Annotated in this window: 15 protein-coding genes and 1 riboswitch; of the genes, 14 read left to right on the plus strand and 1 reads right to left on the minus strand. The window is 47.9% G+C overall.

The window, feature by feature from the left end:
• The first annotated feature begins 219 nt into the window (after positions 1–219).
• Both ACO0KZ_RS07840 and lnt read left to right on the plus strand, forming a co-directional pair.
• On the plus strand, positions 220–1,101 hold the full coding sequence (locus tag ACO0KZ_RS07840; RefSeq protein ID WP_422994442.1) for an HlyC/CorC family transporter: 882 nt from the start codon (positions 220–222) through the stop codon (positions 1,099–1,101).
• Positions 1,102–1,107: 6 nt separating this feature from the next.
• Positions 1,108–2,697 (plus strand): apolipoprotein N-acyltransferase, encoded by a 1,590-nt coding sequence (lnt, locus tag ACO0KZ_RS07845; protein ID WP_422994444.1) that lies wholly within the window; start codon positions 1,108–1,110, stop codon positions 2,695–2,697.
• On the opposite strand, the gene ACO0KZ_RS07850 is transcribed toward lnt, so the two are convergent.
• The gene (locus ACO0KZ_RS07850) at positions 2,694–3,074 is read right to left on the minus strand and encodes a hypothetical protein (protein ID WP_422994446.1); all 381 of its coding nucleotides are present in this window, start codon (positions 3,072–3,074) and stop codon (positions 2,694–2,696) included. The genes lnt and ACO0KZ_RS07850 overlap by 4 nt on opposite strands.
• 194 nt (positions 3,075–3,268) lie before the next feature.
• Here ACO0KZ_RS07850 and ACO0KZ_RS07855 point away from each other — a divergent pair, with 194 nt between their 5' ends.
• From ACO0KZ_RS07855 to ACO0KZ_RS07910, 12 genes are all read left to right on the plus strand, one after another.
• A complete protein-coding gene (locus tag ACO0KZ_RS07855; protein WP_422994448.1) occupies positions 3,269–4,528 on the plus strand; it encodes an MFS transporter in 1,260 nt (419 codons plus the stop codon).
• A gap of 218 nt (positions 4,529–4,746) precedes the next feature.
• On the plus strand, positions 4,747–6,189 hold the full coding sequence (locus ACO0KZ_RS07860; RefSeq protein WP_422994450.1) for a M20/M25/M40 family metallo-hydrolase: 1,443 nt from the start codon (positions 4,747–4,749) through the stop codon (positions 6,187–6,189).
• Between the two features lie 233 nt (positions 6,190–6,422).
• Positions 6,423–6,686, plus strand: a riboswitch (cobalamin riboswitch).
• Positions 6,687–6,922: 236 nt separating this feature from the next.
• Entirely contained in the window at positions 6,923–8,818 is a 1,896-nt protein-coding gene (locus ACO0KZ_RS07865) for a TonB-dependent receptor domain-containing protein (RefSeq protein ID WP_422994452.1), read from the plus strand.
• A 101-nt stretch (positions 8,819–8,919) separates the two neighbouring features.
• The gene (gene cobU / locus ACO0KZ_RS07870; RefSeq protein ID WP_422994454.1) at positions 8,920–9,504 is read left to right on the plus strand and encodes a bifunctional adenosylcobinamide kinase/adenosylcobinamide-phosphate guanylyltransferase; all 585 of its coding nucleotides are present in this window, start codon (positions 8,920–8,922) and stop codon (positions 9,502–9,504) included.
• Positions 9,501–10,394 (plus strand): ABC transporter substrate-binding protein, encoded by an 894-nt coding sequence (locus tag ACO0KZ_RS07875; RefSeq protein ID WP_422994456.1) that lies wholly within the window; start codon positions 9,501–9,503, stop codon positions 10,392–10,394. The genes cobU and ACO0KZ_RS07875 overlap by 4 nt, the downstream gene beginning before the upstream one ends.
• Before the next feature lie 59 nt (positions 10,395–10,453).
• Positions 10,454–11,488 carry a FecCD family ABC transporter permease gene (locus tag ACO0KZ_RS07880; RefSeq protein ID WP_422994865.1) on the plus strand — a complete coding sequence of 345 codons (1,035 nt, stop codon included), beginning with the start codon at positions 10,454–10,456 and terminating at the stop codon, positions 11,486–11,488.
• Positions 11,488–12,282: an ABC transporter ATP-binding protein gene (locus ACO0KZ_RS07885; protein WP_422994458.1), complete on the plus strand. Its 795-nt coding sequence runs from the start codon at positions 11,488–11,490 to the stop codon at positions 12,280–12,282. Before ACO0KZ_RS07880 ends, ACO0KZ_RS07885 begins: the two co-directional genes overlap by 1 nt.
• Positions 12,283–12,367: 85 nt before the next feature.
• Positions 12,368–12,937: a cob(I)yrinic acid a,c-diamide adenosyltransferase gene (gene cobO / locus ACO0KZ_RS07890; RefSeq protein WP_314860897.1), complete on the plus strand. Its 570-nt coding sequence runs from the start codon at positions 12,368–12,370 to the stop codon at positions 12,935–12,937.
• A 15-nt stretch (positions 12,938–12,952) separates the two neighbouring features.
• Entirely contained in the window at positions 12,953–13,930 is a 978-nt protein-coding gene (gene cbiB / locus ACO0KZ_RS07895; protein ID WP_422994460.1) for an adenosylcobinamide-phosphate synthase CbiB, read from the plus strand.
• 49 nt (positions 13,931–13,979) lie between these two features.
• Positions 13,980–14,999, plus strand: coding sequence for an aminotransferase class I/II-fold pyridoxal phosphate-dependent enzyme (locus ACO0KZ_RS07900; RefSeq protein WP_422994462.1), 1,020 nt, complete (start codon positions 13,980–13,982; stop codon positions 14,997–14,999).
• Between the two features lie 1,422 nt (positions 15,000–16,421).
• On the plus strand, positions 16,422–17,474 hold the full coding sequence (cobT, locus tag ACO0KZ_RS07905; RefSeq protein WP_422994464.1) for a nicotinate-nucleotide--dimethylbenzimidazole phosphoribosyltransferase: 1,053 nt from the start codon (positions 16,422–16,424) through the stop codon (positions 17,472–17,474).
• A gap of 49 nt (positions 17,475–17,523) precedes the next feature.
• Complete coding sequence (locus ACO0KZ_RS07910; RefSeq protein ID WP_422994466.1) at positions 17,524–18,327, plus strand: adenosylcobinamide-GDP ribazoletransferase; 804 nt, start codon at positions 17,524–17,526, stop codon at positions 18,325–18,327.

An 18,327-nucleotide genomic window follows, 5' to 3' on the forward strand; every position in this document is an offset into this window, starting at 1 on the left:
GCCGTAGGTTCACTGATGAATTCTTCATTCTAGGTGAGGTAGTCACGATAAGCGCTTGAATTATTAGTCTTTTTTACTTAAATTTTTTTTGTGCCAGAGATTGCCGCAGGCTCAATCGATAATCTGCTCGTGGTTTTCCTGAGAAAATAGAGTCAAAATTTGGGAAAATCGCCCAGATGTTGTATCCTGTAGGATTGAAACAACGGCGTTAAGCCCATTATGCAAGAGCATTCTAGTAAGGTCAGGCCATCTGACCTTAAACCACATAGGTCATTGTTTGAACGATTGACCGCCTTAATTTCTCCCGAACCCGAAAACCGCGAAGAGCTGTTAGAAGTCTTGCACGACGCGCAAGAACGTAATTTGATCGATGCTGATGCTTTGGCCATGATCGAAGGGGTTTTCCAAGTCTCCGATTTATCCGCCCGTGACATCATGGTGCCGCGTTCGCAAATGGACGTCGTCGACGTGTCCAAGCCGATTGCTGAATGGATGCCAGAAGTGCTGGAAACCGCCCACTCGCGTTTTCCAGCAGTCGATGGTGATCGCGATAAAGTCGTGGGTATTTTGCTTGCTAAGGATCTGCTGCGTTACTACGCTGAAGACAGCTTTGATGTGCATCAGATGTTGCGTCCTGTCGTGTATATTCCTGAGTCCAAACGTCTGAACATTTTGCTGCGTGATTTTCGTGCCAATCGCAATCATATGGCGATGGTGGTCGACGAATATGGCGCAGTTGCAGGTCTAATCACGATTGAAGACGTGTTAGAGCAAATCGTTGGCGACATCGAAGATGAATACGATTTCGATGAGGAAGAAGACAATATTATTGTTCTGGAAAATCAAGGGAATGGTAAGCGCTGGCGCATCAAGGGTTTAACAGAGATTGCACAATTTAATGACGTCATTGGTACTGATTTTTCGGATGCAAACGCGGATACCTTGGGCGGCTATATCACAAATCATTTAGAGCGCGTGCCACATAAAGGGGATGAGTTTGAAATTGGTCAATTGCATTTTGAAGTCTTGCGTGCTGATGCACGTCAGGTGCAAATGATCTTGGTGGAAAAACGCAGTGCTGTCTATAGCTCGGAAGATTAATCGGGCATGCTGGTTTTAAATTCTTGGTTGCAAAATAGTTCTTTGCCACGAGCCAGTCTCGTGGCAGTGTTGTTAGGGGCGTCGAATGTCTTTTCATTCGCGCCTTTTTTTGTTTGGCCTCTGCAATTTTTTAGCTTGGCTGCTTTGTTTTTGATTTTTGTTGCACATTCAGAATGGAATAAGAAGCAGGTATTTTTGCTGGGCTTTAGTTATGCGTTCGGGATGATGTTTGGCGGTGTCAGTTGGCTTGTGATCGCGATGACCCGTTACGGAGGAATGGCTTGGCCATTAGCGTTGATCGCACTCGGCCTGTTGGCGTCTTATATGTCGCTATTTTCTGCCTTTACTTTGTTGCTAGCGCGCAGCCTTCGTCAACGCTGGCGTCTATCAAATGCCGTGTTGCTACTGGCTGTTTTGCCTGCGCTATGGGCATTGTTCGAATACCTGCGTGGTTACCTGATGACTGGTTTTCCTTGGCTGACATTAGGTTATGCCCATGTTGCCAGTCCCTTGGCAGGGCTTGCGCCTGTGCTCGGTGTCTATGGCTTGAGTGGCGTCGTGGCATTCATTGCTGGCGCGATAGCTCTGAGCTTGTCTTCGGAACAGCGTCAACAACAAGTGTTCGGAATTGGTCTGATAGCGGCCGTATTGGTGGCGGGTTTTGGTTTACGTCAATTGACGTGGACCGAGGCCCAAGGTCAGCCTATCAGCGTGCGTCTGGCGCAAGGGAATATTGATCAAGGCAATAAATTCAATTCAGAATTTATTGATAGCACCTTGTCGCTCTATCATGGCATGGTGACGCAGCAAGCGGCGGATTTGATCGCGGTTCCTGAAACCGCGTTACCGATTTTAAGCTCGCAATTGCCGCAAGATTATTTGTCTGACTTGCGCCGTTATGCCCAAAGTTCGGGAAGCAATTTGTTCATTGGCGTCGCGGTCGATGATGGTGATAATCGTTATTCCAATAGTGTCCTGGGCTATTCAGCAAAAGCGGCGAATGTATACCGTTACGATAAACACCATTTGGTACCATTCGGCGAATTTGTGCCGTATGGCTTCCGCTGGTTTGTAAACATGATGAAGATCCCTTTGGGCGAATTCGCCAGCCCGGGTGTTTTGCAGCCGAATATGCAGGTCAAGGATCAGCGCGTGATGCCAAATATCTGCTATGAAGATTTGTTTGGTGATGAAATTGCTCAGCAATTGCGGGCTCAAGCGCGCACGCCTCAAGGTGCTGCCAGTATTTTATTGAATGTATCGAATTTGGCTTGGTACGGAGACTCAATCGCGATTCCTCAACATCTGCAAATCTCGCAAATGCGTAGTTTGGAGACTGGACGTCCTATGCTACGTTCTACCAATACCGGCGCAACCGCAATCATTAATTCGAGGGGCGAGGTTGTCTCTCAGCTACCAACCTTGACTTTGGGAACGCTGGCAGGACAAGTGCAGGGCATGCAGGGGTTGACGCCTTATATTCGTTTTGGTGACAGTACGATGGCGGGCGTTTCTGGTTTAGCTTTGCTTGGCGCTTACCTATCTGGTCGACGCCGTCGCAACTTAAAAAATAAAAATAGTAAGATTAATTCTTAATATTTTTTGGTTGATGCGTTGGTCGCTTCAATATCTGCCAAGCATTCTAGTCCACGTGCAGTGATAATATTTTTACCGCTGGCGGCATCCACTTCAATATGCGCTTTTTTACCCAAGAAAGTCGCGACTGGACCACTTAAAATGAATTCGGGATTAGCTGCAATAGCACGCAATCCATCAATACATTGTTTGATAAATAAAACTTGTTTGCCAGTGTCGGTTAATTCAAAACTACCATCACGCTTATGCGCAATTAATTTGATCCCGACTAAACGCTTGGAATTACGCGAAATGCACGCACTCGGGCGAGCGCCTCTCGGTAACTTGGTAATTTGTTCCAGTGCATCATATTCGTCGATGCTGAGATTTTGATTCATTGTTGTTTTCTTATGAAGAGATGTTTTACAGACGACAGTTTAACACTCTTAGCACGTGTCTCAAATTACTAGCCTAGTTCTTTTGGCGTATCCCTAGTCTAATTTAGCTAGTCTTGTGCCTACTTCAGACGAATTTATCATTTTATGGAATACCCCTAAGCTGAGAGCACTGATAAAAGTTAAGGGAGTAAATAATGACTACGCAGGTAAATAGTTCTGGGAAAGCAAATTCGGTACTGGGCGCCAGTACCTTGGCTTTCACCATCTGTTTTACGATCTGGATGATGTTTGGTGTGATCGGGATTCCGATTAAAAAGACCTTGGGCTTGAATGAAACCCAGTTTGGTTTGCTGACTGCGATGCCAGTGTTAACTGGTTCGTTGATCCGCGTGCCGCTTGGGATTTGGACTGACCGTTTTGGTGGTCGTATTGTTTTGTTCTTATTGATGATCAGTACCGTTCTTCCCATTTATTTGATCAGCTACGCGACGGCTTATTGGCATTTTTTGGTCTTAGGCCTATTCGTCGGTCTGGCAGGTGGCTCTTTCTCGGTCGGTACACCGTATGTCGCACGCTGGTTTAAGAAAGACCGCCAGGGTTTGGCGATGGGCATTTTTGGTGCAGGTAACTCCGGTGCTGCGGTGAACAAATTTATCGCGCCTGCGATTATTGCCTCCGCTGGTTGGGTGATGGTACCCAAAGTGTATGCTGTGATGATGTTAGCGGCCGCCTTGATTTTCTGGACATTCTCTTCCACAGACCCAAGTCATAACGTGAAATCTACCGCGAGTTTTTCCGCTCAATTAAAGATGTTGAAAGATCCCAAAGTGTGGCGTTATTGCCAGTACTATTCCGTGGTGTTTGGTGGTTACGTGGGTTTGAGTTTGTGGATGGTGAAATACTACGTCACTGAATACAATTTCGATATGAAAGATGCTGCTTTGTTGGCTGCCTGTTTTTCTTTGCCGGGTGGTGTGTTGCGCGCCTTCGGCGGTTGGTTGTCGGACAAATATGGTGCCTACAAAGTGACGTGGTGGGTGATGTGGGTGTGCTGGGTTGCCTTCTTTTTGCTGTCTTATCCGCAGACTGAATTCATTATTAAAACAGTCAGTGGACCGCAAACTTTTAATATTGCTTTGACGCCAGTTATCTTCACCTCCATCTTATTCGTAGTCGGCGTTGCGATGGCAGTGGGAAAAGCCTCGGTGTTCAAATTTATATCTGATGAGTACACGCATAACATTGGCGCGGTATCGGGGGTAGTTGGGTTAGCGGGTGGCTTGGGCGGCTTTGTGTTACCGATTATGTTTGGTGCGATGGTTGATTTGACTGGCGTGCGTAGCTCTTGCTTCATGCTGTTATATGGCACGGTGTGCGTTTCCTTAGTTTGGATGCATTTCCAATTCCGTAAAGAGATTATGCAATCGGCGCAATCTGCATTGGCTACCGTATGAATTTTTAAGTAAACTGCACATAGAGGTTCATCTATACAAGCTAAGAAAGCGTCAAGAGAAGCCAATTCTATTGACGCTTTTTTGTGGGTTTCTAGAACGGCGTATTTTATGTGACTAAAGTTGGTAGATAATGAAGGTCAGAGGGAACTAGAGTATCGATTTTGACTCTAATTTTTCTGTACTTTTCATCATCGTAAACACATTAGGAAGGCTATACCATGTCGTTTCGCCCAAAATTCTCTTTGCTCGCTAGTTCCATTGCTTCGGCGATGGTTTTAATTGCAACGTCGCAAGCATCAGCGCAATCCTCGCCAGCTTCATTAACTACAGAACAAAAGCAATTGCGCTCTATCTATCAAGAGTTAGTGGAAATTAATACGACGGATTCGGTCGGCAGCTGCACGGCAGCATCGAAGGCAATGGCAGCACGTTTAAAAAAAGGTGGTTTTAGTGACGCCGAAATGCAAATCATCGTGCCACCAGGTGGCCCTAAAAAAGGTAATTTAATCGCACGTTTGAAAGCAAACGGCCCAGCAACGAAAAAGCCTTTGCTTTTGTTGGCGCATATCGATGTGGTGGAGGCAAAACGTGAAGACTGGGTGCGCGATCCTTTTAAACTGGTAGAAGAGAACGGATTCTTTTATGCACGCGGCGCTTCTGATGACAAACCAATGGCGGCAATTTTTGTCGCGAATATGATTCGCTACAAACAAGAGCAATTAAAGACTAATCGGGATTTAATTTTGGCCTTAACGTGTGACGAAGAACTGGTGCCGGCGAAATATAATGGCGTTGAGTATTTACTCAAAAATCACCGCGCTTTGATTGATGCTGAAATTGCCTTGAATGAAGGTGGTGGCGGTTCTTTGGATAAGTCAGGTAAGCCAGTGCGCCACGGCATACAAGCCGGCGAAAAGATTTTTCAAACTTTTAGTTTAGAAGTCACTAACAGCGGTGGGCATAGCTCAGTGCCGCGCAAAGATAATGCGATCTACAAATTGTCGGATGGCTTGTCGCGCTTGGGTAAATTTGATTTTGCTTTCCGTTTGACGCCGACTACGCGTGGTTTCTTTGAAACCATGTCGACGCTTGAGACGGGACAATTGTCGGCGGATATGAAAGGCATTTTGCGTGATCCTGTCGATGCCGATGCTCTGGCGCGTTTGAGTGCCACAACACCTTTTTATAATGCTAGTTTGCGCACGACATGTGTTGCCACCATGGTGAATGCCGGACACGCCGCGAATGCCTTGCCACAACGCGCGCAAGCGAATGTGAATTGCCGTATTTTGCCGGGTGAAACGGTGGAGCAGACACAAGCCACATTGCAAACGGTGATGGCCGATGCCGATATTAAAATCACACCAGTAGGAACCGCGACAGTATCGCCAGCACAACCGCTGCATCCTGAGTTAATGAAAGCCGTGACGGATTTAACGAATCAAATGTGGCCGGGAATACCGGTAGTGCCAACGATGTCGCCAGGAGGTACGGATGGACGCTTCTTGAACAATGCCGGTATATGGACTTATGGAGTCAGCGGCATATTTCATTATCCAGATGGCAGCAATGCGCATGGTTTGAACGAGCGTTTGCCGGTGAAGTCACTATATGAAGGACAGAAATTTTTGTATGACTTGGCTAAACGTTTGAGTCAGTAAGTCAAACTAACCAACCGATATTGGGTCGCGAATGCGCCAAACCTTGTTCGAGGTTGGCGCATTTTTTTGTGTTGATATAGATTTTTGTGAGGTCTATTTTCTCCATAAAAGTTTCAGTTTTAAGCGGTATTTTTCGTCGATGAAGTATCAAATTGCTTTTCGCAACTTACACTTGCCGCGAGTCAAGAGAACTTGTACTTACAGAATTTTCATATACAAGCGCCAAGTGATGCTGGTAAAATAATCGTGTTGGTGCTCGCTGTATGGTTCACATGCAGCAGTTCAACGGGAAGCAGGAAGTAAATTTTCTCTATTTGCGCATAGCGTAAATACAGGGTAAAAATACCAACCTGCGCTGCCCCCGCAACGGTCAAACGGACGAGCCTCTAAGGCTCCGCTTTTGTCACATAGCCACTGATTACCTTGAACAAGTGATTGGGAAGGCGACAAAGGTAGTTTCCGCCAGCCCGGATACCGGCCAACAAGGTAGTAGTGCGCTTGCGTGCTGCATTTTATGCTTATGCACTGTCGGGGATGGCAGTGTGAGCGTGTCGAAAAATCTCAAATTATTTTTTGGTTATCAATGAGTCGCTGCGCTTTTGCGTGGTACTTTTTCCTTGGCTGCGTGTCTTGTTCGTAAGATTTTTCTTACCTACTTTGATGCGATGTTTTGCTGCGGATTGTTGACTGAGAAATTGTACTTTGAGGCTTTTTCATTCTTTAGCTGCTTCATATGAAAAACCAGTTCTTTTGCAAAAATACCCGCCGTTTACCTTTGTTGGCGGGCTTCCCGCTTTTGTCTTTATTCTCTATGGTAAGCACCGCGAGTCACGCTGATACATCGACTGACCCATCTCTGCCGGCGGTGGTCGTGACAGCGAATCGCATGCCGACCAAGTTGAGTGATGTGATTGCCGATGTTAGTGTGATTAATCGTGCTGAAATTGAATTGGCCGGACAAGGTTCGCTCATCGATGTTTTAAGTCAGCAAGCTGGCATTCAAATGGCGCGTAGTGGGGGCTATCGTTCTTCCACAGGCGTATTTTTGCGTGGGGCATCGAGTTCTCAAGTTATCGTGTTAATTGATGGTGTGCGCATAGGCTCCGCGACGTCGGGTGGTGCGTCTATAGAGAATATTCCCTTAGAGCATATAGAACGTATCGAAATTTTGCGCGGTGCGGCGTCGGCTTTATATGGCCCGGATGCGGTGGGTGGTGTGATCCAGATATTTACCCGCGAGCCTGAAGCGCGCCAAAAAATCAGCGCTAGTATTGGTGCGGGTAGCGATGGACAAAAACAAGCTAAGGCGACGATCAGCGGCAATGCTGCTGGCGTAGGTTATAGCTTCGCGGTAGCGACAGAGCGTGCCGATGGTTTCTCAGTCATCGTGAATCCAAATGCCTCAGGTTTTAATGTCGATGCCGACGGTTTTAAATCCACTAGTTTTAGCGGGAAATTGAATAGCAAGCTTTCAAAAGAACATCAACTGACTCTGAGTGTCTTACATAGCAAAACCGACTACCAGTTTGACTCTTTGCCGTCACCCAATCCTCTTAAATTGAGTAAAGCGACCAGTGATGCCTGGAGTCACGCTAATTTAAATAGTGTGAATGCACAGTGGCGAGCACAATGGTTACCGCAATGGAAATCGTCTGTCGTCATCGGACAGAGTGATGACAAATCAGTCTCAGACTATTTCCGTATCAGCGATCATGCGTTTGCCGGTATGTCTAGATTTAATACGCAACGTCAACAAGCCAGTTGGCAAAATGATGTGAGTATTGGCGAGGATCAATTATCGTTCACCATCGATCAGCGGAAAGAAGAGGTCGATAGTACGACCAGCTATAGCGTCAAGCAACGCGATTTGCGTGCGGCTGTGCTTTCCTACGGTTTACAACGTGGCGATTGGGATGCATTAGCAGTGGTGCGCAATGATCATAACTCTCAATTTGGCTCCTTCAATAATTGGTCTTTGTCGGGTGCTTACAAAATATTGCCAGCTTGGCGTGTCATTGCGAATGCGGGTACGAGCTTTCAGGCGCCGTCATTTAATCAATTGTATTTCCCCGGTTTTGGTAATACAGCGCTGACGCCGCAACGTAATCGCTCGAATGAAGTGGGCGTGAAATACCAAGAGGGCGTTCGGTCTTTCTCTGGCATCGTTTATCAGAATGAGGTGCAAGGATTCATCAATCCATCGACCAATGTGCAAAGTGCTTTAGCCACTTTGCGAGGAACGACCCTGAGCGCGGCATGGCAAGATGGCGCGACTCAATATAGTGCTTCATATGACTATGCTGATCCTCGTACCAAGCCAAATAATTTACGTTTAGTACGTATCGCTCGGAATACGTTGAATTTCCGCGTTCATCATCAATTACAAGACGTCGCAATTTTTAGTGAGCTTAAATTGTCGAGTGATCGCGAAGACAGTAATTTGAGCTTTAATGGTCGTGACAAGTTAGGTGGCTATGCGCTGGTGAACCTAGGCGCAAATTGGAAAATTACTCAGGATTTTTCTCTGTTGATGCGCGCAAATAATATTCTGGATAAGCAGTATGCGTTGGCAAATACTTACTCGACACCGGGGCGTAATCTGTTCGTTTCTTTGTCCTGGCGTAATTAGTGATCAATTTCCATCAATTGAAATTGATCTAAACCGACCTGGTGAAAAAGTATTTTTTAGCAGGTCAGTTTTAATGAAAGCTTAAATATCGGTGAATCTCAATGAGCACAAGTAATTTAACTATCGCTGCTAGCGAGTTATTGATCGGCGGACAACGAAGCGGCAAATCTGCTCGAGCCGAAACCATTACTGCAGCATGGCTCACGCAAAACGATTCCAATGCGGCGGTGATGATTGCGACGGCTACGGCATGGGACGACGAGATGCAGCAACGAATCGCGCGACATCAATCGGATCGTGCGGCTCGAGTCCCGCGCATGCGGACGATTGAAGAGCCCTTGCAATTGGCGCGATGTTTGCACGCGCATAGCCAGCCGAATACTTTAATTGTCGTGGACTGTATGAGCTTGTGGTTGACGAACTGGATGATGCCCGCTGATCAGGGAAGTCCTGATTCTAAGTTGTTGGAAGAAGAAATAGCCGATTGCCTCACCGCTATTGCTCAAGCGCAGGGGCCTGTGGTGTTTGTGACTAATGAAATCGGCTTGGGTGTGATTCCTATGGGACGTGATGTACGAGAATTTGTTGACGCCTTGGGTCGTTTAAATCAATTGTTGGCTGGCGCTTGCCAGCGTGTCACCTTGATGGCAGCGGGTTTGCCATTGACTTTGAAAGCGCCTTTATGAAAAATATTTTTGGTCAACCATTGCAATTATTGAAATTGTGTCTGATCTTTTTGCTGTTTGCTTTTTGTAACGCTAATTCTTATGCTCAGAGTATAGAGATTGAAGATGATCGCGGACATAAGGTTCAATTTGCCAAATCACCGCAACGTATCGTCAGTATTTTGCCGTCCTTGACCGAAACGGTTTGTGCCTTGGGACATTGTCAGCGCTTGGTGGGTGTGGATCGCTATTCGAATTTTCCAGAGAGCGTAACGAAATTGCAGCAGGTGGGGGGCGGTTTAGATCCTAATCTTGAAGCGATCGTGGCATTAAAACCCGATGTGGTATTGATGGCGACTTCGTCGCGAGTGGCCGAACGTTTGCAAGGATTGGGCATTAAGATTGTAGCGCTAGAGCCTAAGACACATGCCGATGTGCGTCGCATCTTGGGTAAGATAGGACAATTATTAGAAGTTAAAGACGCCGACAAAGTATGGCGTGAGATCGATCATCAAATGGAAACCACTGCGCGTACCTTGCCACCTGCCGTAAAAAAGTTACGAGTGTATTTTGAAGTCAGTAATGCGCCATATGCCGCGGGGGAAAGTAGTTTTATCGGCGAGATACTACAAAGGCTGGGCGCGGGAAATATCGTGCCTGCCTCCTTAGGGCCGTTTCCAAAATTGAATCCGGAATTTATCGTCAGGGCAAATCCTGACGTGATCATGGTAGGGCAACGAGGCTTTGCTTCTATGGAGACACGTCCGGGCTGGCAAGCGATTCGTGCCATTCGTGAAAAGCGTATATGTGTTTTTACTCCAGCAGAATCCGATATCTTGGTGCGCCCCGGTCCACGTATGGCGGAGGCGGTGAAGATCATGGCAGATTGTTTGAGTAAGCATGCATTATGACTACCGCAGGTTTGACTTTGGGCCAAGGCGATCAGAACGAAGATAGCCGTACCGACAAGATGGTAGCAAGTAACTCGCCGCGACTCGCGCAAACGTCGCGCGTCTGGCGTTTCGGCTTTGCCTTAATTTTGTTGAGTGTTGCCTTAGTGTTGCTCGGCGTGGGTGTCGGCAGCACAGGATGGGAGAGTGTCGCTACGATGTGGGAGCATTCATTGGCGATGCAAATTGTTTGGGATATTCGTCTGCCGCGCACCCTCGGTGCATGGCTCGCGGGCGGCTTGCTTGGCTTATCCGGCGCCGTGGCGCAAGGACTGTTTCGTAATCCTTTGGCAGATCCTTATTTACTCGGCAGTGCTTCGGGCGCCGCATTAGGTGTCAGTACTGCTTTGATTTTGTTTGGCGTCTCGCCGTTTGCTACTGCTTGGTTGGTGCGACTGGGCTTAACCGGCGCTGCTTTTATTGGAGCGGTGTCTGCAGTCTTATTAACGCTGCTGCTAGCACGTGGTGTGCAACATACTTTGCGCTTGTTATTGGCCGGTGTGATTGTCGGTGTCGTGCTCGGTGCGGTGGGGTCTTTGGTTACGATGTTACGTCCCGATATCGTGCAAGCGATGCAAGCTTTTATGCTGGGTAGTACGGGTTTCATAGGCTGGTCAGCTTGTATGGTGATGTTTTTTGTAATGGCATTATGTACGCTTGCGAGTGTGGTCTTAAGTCACGCCTTAGATGGTCTTTCTTTGGGAGAAGCGACCGCTGCTAGTTTAGGTTTGCCATTGCCACAAATGCGGGCTGCCTTGGTGGTGGTGATCGCATTATCCGCAGGGACGGCAGTCGCACAGGCTGGTTTGATTGTTTTTGTGGGCTTGGCGGCGCCGCATTTGGTGCGTTCCGTGGTGAAGACTACCCATGCTAGTTTGATTGTTCTCGCTAGCTTAATGGGGGCAGTTTTATTAACGACAGCAGATATTCTCAGTCGTTGGCTGATCGCGCCACAAGAATTGCCTGTTGGCGTATTGACAGCGATTTTGGGCGGTGGCTATTTATTGCGTCTGATGCACAGTCAACGTCGCTATGAAAGCGGTGGAGGTCTGTAATGCTAGAAGCTATAGAGAAAGATCTGCTAGTAAATGACAGCGCATTCAATATGAATGAGGTATGCGCCAGCCTAGGTGGCACGGAGATTTTGCATCAAATTAATATTGCGATCGCGGCAGGTACCTGGACCAGTATCGTTGGACCAAATGGGGCAGGTAAGTCTAGTCTCCTCAGAGTGTTGGCGGGGCTATTAAGTCATCGTGGCAAGCTCGCTTTATTTGGGAAAACATTAGAAGACATTCCACGTCGTTTGCGTGCTCAGCAGATGTCCTGGTTGGGCCAAAACGAAACTAGTGGCGAAGATATGACGGCGTGGGATGTCGTGATGTTAGGTCGATTACCGCATCAGGCTTGGTTGGCAAGCCCGAGCGCTTTCGATCATATTGCGGTAGAACACGCATTGCGCAGCACTCAGGCTTGGCAATGGCGTAGTCGTAGCATAGGGCAATTGTCGGGCGGTGAGCGGCAACGTGTTTTGTTGGCGCGTGCTCTGGCTGTCGATGCGCAAGTTATCTTGATGGACGAGCCTTTGGCGAATCTTGATCCACCGCATCAGGCAGATTGGTTATTGCTCGTACGTGATTTGATTGCGCAGGGAAAAACCGTGGTCAGCGTTTTACACGAAATTTCGTTTGCCTTACAAGCCGAACAGATGTTGATCGTGGATCAAGGTAAGGTTTTGCACTATGGCGCGAGCCAGGATGCTACAACGCACCGAATGTTAGAAGCGGTGTTTGAACATCGCATACAAATTCATGCGGTACAAGGACAATGGATCGCTTTGCCGAAGTAATGATTTTTGTGACGATAGCTGGCATTGAATTAGGGATTAAGAATTGTAGGGCGGATTTTTTTAAATATTTCAATTGGACAAAAAAATGGAAATCGAAACACCACCAAGTGAGAAACCGTATGACAAAGCGGAGGGCGAGCGTCGTGGCCTGATTATTGTCAACACCGGTGACGGTAAAGGCAAGAGCACTGCCGCTTTTGGTTTGGCTCTGCGTGCATTCGGGCGCGGTAAACAGGTAAAGATTTATCAGTTCATGAAAGTACCTACCGCACGTTTTGGCGAACACCGCATGTTTGAGCAACTGGGTTTGCCTATCGAAGGTTTGGGTGATGGCTTTAGTTGGAAAAGTCAGGATTTAGAACATTCTGCACAGCTGGCTCGTGACGGTTGGTTGAAAGCCAAAGCGGCGATTATGAGTGGTGAATTCTTTATGGTCACTTTGGATGAAATCACCTATCCCTTGATTTATGGTTGGATGCCGCTGGATGATGTTCTGGAGACTTTGCGTAATCGGCCCAAGGAGGTACATGTCGTCTTGACTGGTCGTCGTTGCCCGCCAGAGATTATCGAGTTGGCTGATACGGTGACTGAAATGACTTTGGTCAAACATGCTTTCCGTGCCGGAATTCCTGCGCAACGTGGTATTGAAGACTAAGTCGGGAATCGTTCAATGTGGCTGCCAGAATTGCAATCGCTATTCATAGCGCCTATGAGCGTGCCGTTGGTCATGTGGCTTTCAGTGGGAATTGATCGCTATCTCGGCGAACCAGTTGCCGCGCTTCATCCTGTGGTGTGGATGGGTAAATACCAGCAAGCCTTGGACGTGTGGATTGCACCTGAGTCAAGAGCTGAGTACGCTGATGCCGCGATGCCTTATTTTGTCTTTGGTATTTTGGCTTGGTTACTTGGTGCTATTTTGGTGCTGACGCTAAGCTTTGGTTTCATTTTTTTACTCACTACTTTACCTGACGCTTATTTGTGGCTAGGTACGATGTGTAGCGCTTATCTTTTGAAATCTTTATGGACTTGGTCTTTGTTAGCGCGTGAAGTAGCAGCGGTGGAATCCGCGCTATGTCAGTCTTTGGCAGCAGGCAGGGAGCGACTGTCTTATCTGGTAAGTCGCGATGTCACGCAATTGGATGCGGTCACGGTGCGCGAAAGTGCGATTGAAACTTTAGCTGAGAACTTGAATGACTCCGTTGTTTCGCCTCTGCTTTGGTTTGCTATGGCGGGATTGCCAGGCGTCGCCTTGTATCGTTTTGCAAATACCGCGGATGCCATGTGGGGATATCGCGGTGAGCGCGGTGGGCGAGTGTGGACATGGGCTGGTAAATGGGCGGCGCGGACGGATGATGTCCTGTCTTGGCCAGGCGCACGTCTTACCACTGCCTTGTTATATCTGGCGGCATGGCATCTACCCCGACCCAATTTATTGGCAGAGGTGACCAAAACAGATTCACCCAATGGCGGTTGGCCGATGGCGGCGATGGCTTTAATTTTGAATGTGCGCTTGGCAAAGCCCGGTGCCTATGTTTTGCATACGACTGGGAGTTTGGTTGAGCCGAAAGATACTGAACATGCGATACAGCTGGGTCAAAGAACGACTTATTTGTGCTGTGCTTTAATCAGCGCGCTTTTTTGTTTATGAGCGCGTTTCATAGTCGGCCACAGTTTATTTTGGCTTTATGGAGCGCCTTATGAGTGCAGGCGTTATTAGCATTGTTCAAGCCAGAGTGCACGGTGGTACCGATGCTTTGGGTAAGGCACGTTACGATTTTTCGACGAATAGCAACGCGCTTGGCCCTTGTCCCGATATGCTCGAATTACTGCGGGTTACGGATTGTTCTTCCTATCCCGATCCTGACTATCACGAACTGCGAGCGTCTCTGGCGCTATGGCATGGTGTGAATGCTGAGCGTATTGTGGTCGCAGCGAGCGCCAGTGAATTCATTTTTCGCATCACACAAACTGTCGCGGCTAATTCACTTGGAAGGACACGTGCGTGGTGGCCTGCTCATAGTTATACCGACTATGCGATGGCAGCGCGGGCGCACGGTCTCGCACAAACAGCTAACCCCGCTCAGGCAAATTTGATTTGGGCATGTGACCCAGCCAGTCCTCTGGGGTGCTCGCAAGATAATTTGTCAGCGCAACTTGAGCAACTGCAGGCGCGTCAAACCATGGTATTGGATTGTGCGTATCAGCCTTTGTGTTTGCAAGTTCAGCCAACACTTAGTGTTCAGCAAAAAGATCAAATCTGGCAGCTATGGTCGCCGAACAAAGCCTTAGGCTTGACTGGCATACGAGGTGCATACGCTATTGCTCCGCTGGGGGCAGAAGCATTGGTATCGACGTTGCGCCAAAGCGCATTCTCTTGGCCCCTGGGTGCGCATGCAGTCACGATGTTGCAGGCGTGGACGACACCGCAAGTGCAAGCATGGTTGGCGCAGAGTTTGTTATCGCTCAGTGAGTGGAAAGAGCGGCAGATTGATTTGTGTAGAAAATTGAATTGGACTGTGTTGCCTAGTGTCGCGAATTTCTATTGTGCGACGCCGCCATTGTCTGATCGAATTGATAGCGCGGAATTGTTGAAGAGGTTGCGATTGGATGGGATTAAATTGCGTGATACGACGTCGTTTGGTTTGCCGGGGAGTTTTCGGTTGAGGGTGATGCAGCCTGAGGCGCAGGATGCTTTGTATCTGGCTTTGAGTAGATAGAATTTATGTGAGGTGGCGTAGGGTGAGCACGGGTCTTGTGCCCACGCGTGAATTGTGTATCTGGTTGGCTTTTTTTCGTCAGATGGCTAAGTGTTGTAGTAATTTTTGAGTCTGTAGGTCGGGGGTAGCCCGACAGCTAGTTACCTTTTTTGCTTCGCCAAAAAAGGTAACCCAAAAAAGGCGACCACGCTGCCACTGCCCTTCGGGTTCCCAATTGAGCAGGACAAAAAATGGGAAAGTGTCGAAACTCGCTTCGCTCAGACAACGACACTTTCTTTATCCATTTTTCGTCTCGCACAATTGGCAGTGTCAGAAGTGGATGTAATTCAAAAGCAGGGTCAAAAGCAACGACCTATAACGGCAAATAGATAATTGAGTGATCGTCGATTCTGATTGTTTTGATGTTGTCGTTGCTTTTGATCTACCCCCGTTAGAGACGATGTAATTTGTGCGTCACAGAAAATGGATAAGAAAGTGTTGCTGTCTGAGCCGGAGGCGAGTTTCAACACTTTCCCATTTTTTGTGATGCACAAATTATGCTGAAGCGAAGCGTAAGCACCCGAAGGGCGAGTCTACGGTCGCCTTTTTTGGAGCACCTTTTTTGGCGAAGCAAAAAAGGTGCTTGGCTGTCGGGCCACACCCGACCTGTAAACGCAAAGTGACGTAGAAGTGTGGGCACCAGTTTTTTGCCCACGCGTAATTTGTGGGTTGTCATTTTTCTTGTCTCTTGACGAAGTGTTGTGGTGATTTTTGAGCCTGTAGGTCGGGGGTGGCCCGACAGCTAGTTACCTTTTTTGCTTCGCCAAAAAAGGTAACCCAAAAAAGGCGACCACGCTGCCACTGGCCTTCGGCTTCCCAATTGTGGAGGACAAAAAATGGGAAAGCCTTGAAACTCGCCTTCGGCTCAAACAGCAAGGCTTTCTTTGTCCATTTTCTGTCCTCCACAATTGGCAGTGTCAGAAGTGGATGTAAGTCAAAAGCAGAGTCAAAAGCAGAGTCAAAAGCAGAGTCAAAAGCAGAGTCAAAAGCAGAGTCAAAAGCAGAGTCAAAAGCAACGACCTACAACGGCAAATAGACAATTGAGTGATCGTCGATTCAGATTGTTTTGATGTTGTCGTTGCTTTTGATCTACCCCCGTTAGAGACGATGTAATTTGTGCGTCACAGAAAATGGACAAGAAAGTGTCGTGTTTGAGCGAAGCGAGTTTCGACACTTTCCCATTTTTTGTGATGCACAAATTATGCTGAAGCGTAGCGTAAGCACCCGCAGGGCGAGTCTACGGTCGTCTTTTTTGGATTACCTTTTTTGACGAAGCAAAAAAGGTAATTGGCTGTCGGGCCACACCCGACCTGTAAACGTAGAGCAACAGGAAAAGAAATTAGATTTCTAGACAAAACACTTAAACACGAACAAGGAAAAAATATGGAAAACAACTCAAACCAAACCCCAAACAACATCACCGACCTAAACAACCCCACCTTACGTGAACGCCTAGAACACAAAATCAACAACAAAACCAAACCGCCTGGTTCATTAGGTCGCATAGAAGAACTCGCCGTGCAACTAGGCTTAATTCTTCAAACCGAAACACCACGATTGACATCACCACAAATGATCGTGTGTGCAGCCGATCACGGCATTGTCGCTCACGGGGTATCTGCATTCCCTAGTGATGTGACTTGGCAAATGGTCGAGAACTTTTTGAGTGGCGGCGCGGCGGTGAGTGTGCTGGCGCGTCAGCATGGGATAGGTTTGACTGTGGTTGATTGTGGTGTAAAACACGATTTTGTTCCGCGTGAAGGTTTGTTGTTGCGCAAAGTTGCTTATGGTACTGCTGACCCTTTGCGAGCACCCGCAATGAGCGCCGAGCAATGCGACCAGGCCTTAGAGAATGGGCGCGATGTGCTAAGAAGCTTGCCGGGTAACGCTGTGCTCTTGGGGGAGATGGGTATAGGTAATACCTCATCTGCGTCCTTATTATTAGCGCGCCTGACGGGATTAGATATTGCAATTTGTACTGGCGCAGGCACAGGGCTTGATGCGACGGGTATCGATAAAAAAACCGACGTATTGCGTCGCGTCTTGGCGCATCATCCTGAGGTGAGTGCGCCTTTGGATGTGTTGGCTTGCTTTGGTGGTTTTGAAATCGCGACCTTGGTCGGGATAGTGTTGCAGGCAGCTTTAGAAAATCGTGTTATCGTGGTTGACGGGTTTATAGCTAGTTCTGCGGTATTAGTTGCAAGTCGTTTAGCGCCAGTCGTATTGCAGCGTTGCGTATTTGCACATCGCTCAGGTGAGCGCGGACATCAGCATATGCTGCAGGCATTGCAAGCACATGCTTTGCTAGATCTGGGTTTGCGTTTAGGCGAAGGTTCTGGTGCTGCGATGGCGTGGCCATTATTACAGTCGGCGTGTGCGATCATGGCCGAGATGGCTAGCTTTGAAGATGCAGGAGTGTCGCGTAGCGAAGATTGAATTGGGACATAAACTAAAAATAAGTTTAAAGGACGAAGAAGATACAAGTATGAAATTTATTCGACACTATCTACTCGCATTGCAGTTCTTTACGCGCATACCGGTCACTGGAAGATTAGCCGCATGGGTTGGTTATAGCCCCGCGATGTTGCGGGCGAGTGCGGCACATTTTCCTGGTATTGGTTTGCTGGTTGGCGCTTGTACTGCATTTTGCTTTTGGGGTTCTTATCAGTTATTGCCGCATTACAGTGCAGGAGTCTGGGTCGCTGCGTTTTTAAGTACCGTTTTTGGTGTGATGTTGACGGGCGCTTTTCACGAGGATGGTCTGGCGGATTTGAGCGATGGTTTGGGTGGTCACGTTAGTCGTGAAAAGGCCCTAGACATTATGAAGGATTCACGCATCGGTACATACGGGGCCGTGGCTTTGGTCTTGGCATTATTTGGCAAAATAGCTTTGCTCACTTTATTGGGGCAGGTAGATATTTTGATTGCGGCACTTGCTTTGTTTGCAGCGCATATTGTGTCGCGATTGATGCCACTATTTTTAATTCTCTATTTGCCGCATGTCGGCGATACGCCGCAATCGAAATCGAAACCGCTGGCTGAGAGTATTAGTCAAACCGCTCTATTCGTAGCGATGTTATGGTGTCTGGCAGGGTGGGGCTTGGTGTGTTATCTGCAACCAGATTGGATCTGGCTGGCGGGTATGCTGGGTAGTGTGTTGGCGCTGTTGTGGATGTGGCGCTTTTTGAGGTCGCGTCTGCAAGGCTTCACCGGTGATGCGCTCGGTGCTACGCAGCAGTTGTCTGAGCTGGGTTTCTATCTTGGTGTATTGCTCAGTCTAGGGAAATAA

This window comes from Undibacterium sp. Di24W (assembly GCF_049340325.1).
In the GTDB taxonomy this organism is placed as follows: domain Bacteria; phylum Pseudomonadota; class Gammaproteobacteria; order Burkholderiales; family Burkholderiaceae_D; genus Undibacterium.

Excerpts from the sequence above, each read along its gene's own strand:
- ACO0KZ_RS07880 (WP_422994865.1), top strand. The coding sequence starts at position 10,454 with ATGGTAGCAAGTAACTCGCCGCGACTCGCGCAAACGTCGCGCGTCTGG.
- ACO0KZ_RS07855 (WP_422994448.1), top strand. The coding sequence starts at position 3,269 with ATGACTACGCAGGTAAATAGTTCTGGGAAAGCAAATTCGGTACTGGGC.
- cbiB (WP_422994460.1), top strand. The coding sequence starts at position 12,953 with ATGTGGCTGCCAGAATTGCAATCGCTATTCATAGCGCCTATGAGCGTG.
- ACO0KZ_RS07860 (WP_422994450.1), top strand. The coding sequence starts at position 4,747 with ATGTCGTTTCGCCCAAAATTCTCTTTGCTCGCTAGTTCCATTGCTTCG.
- ACO0KZ_RS07840 (WP_422994442.1), top strand. The coding sequence starts at position 220 with ATGCAAGAGCATTCTAGTAAGGTCAGGCCATCTGACCTTAAACCACAT.
- cobO (WP_314860897.1), top strand. The coding sequence starts at position 12,368 with ATGGAAATCGAAACACCACCAAGTGAGAAACCGTATGACAAAGCGGAG.
- ACO0KZ_RS07865 (WP_422994452.1), top strand. The coding sequence starts at position 6,923 with ATGAAAAACCAGTTCTTTTGCAAAAATACCCGCCGTTTACCTTTGTTG.
- ACO0KZ_RS07850 (WP_422994446.1), bottom strand. The coding sequence starts at position 3,074 with ATGAATCAAAATCTCAGCATCGACGAATATGATGCACTGGAACAAATT.
- lnt (WP_422994444.1), top strand. The coding sequence starts at position 1,108 with ATGCTGGTTTTAAATTCTTGGTTGCAAAATAGTTCTTTGCCACGAGCC.
- cobU (WP_422994454.1), top strand. The coding sequence starts at position 8,920 with ATGAGCACAAGTAATTTAACTATCGCTGCTAGCGAGTTATTGATCGGC.
- ACO0KZ_RS07910 (WP_422994466.1), top strand. The coding sequence starts at position 17,524 with ATGAAATTTATTCGACACTATCTACTCGCATTGCAGTTCTTTACGCGC.
- cobT (WP_422994464.1), top strand. The coding sequence starts at position 16,422 with ATGGAAAACAACTCAAACCAAACCCCAAACAACATCACCGACCTAAAC.
- ACO0KZ_RS07900 (WP_422994462.1), top strand. The coding sequence starts at position 13,980 with ATGAGTGCAGGCGTTATTAGCATTGTTCAAGCCAGAGTGCACGGTGGT.
- ACO0KZ_RS07885 (WP_422994458.1), top strand. The coding sequence starts at position 11,488 with ATGCTAGAAGCTATAGAGAAAGATCTGCTAGTAAATGACAGCGCATTC.
- ACO0KZ_RS07875 (WP_422994456.1), top strand. The coding sequence starts at position 9,501 with ATGAAAAATATTTTTGGTCAACCATTGCAATTATTGAAATTGTGTCTG.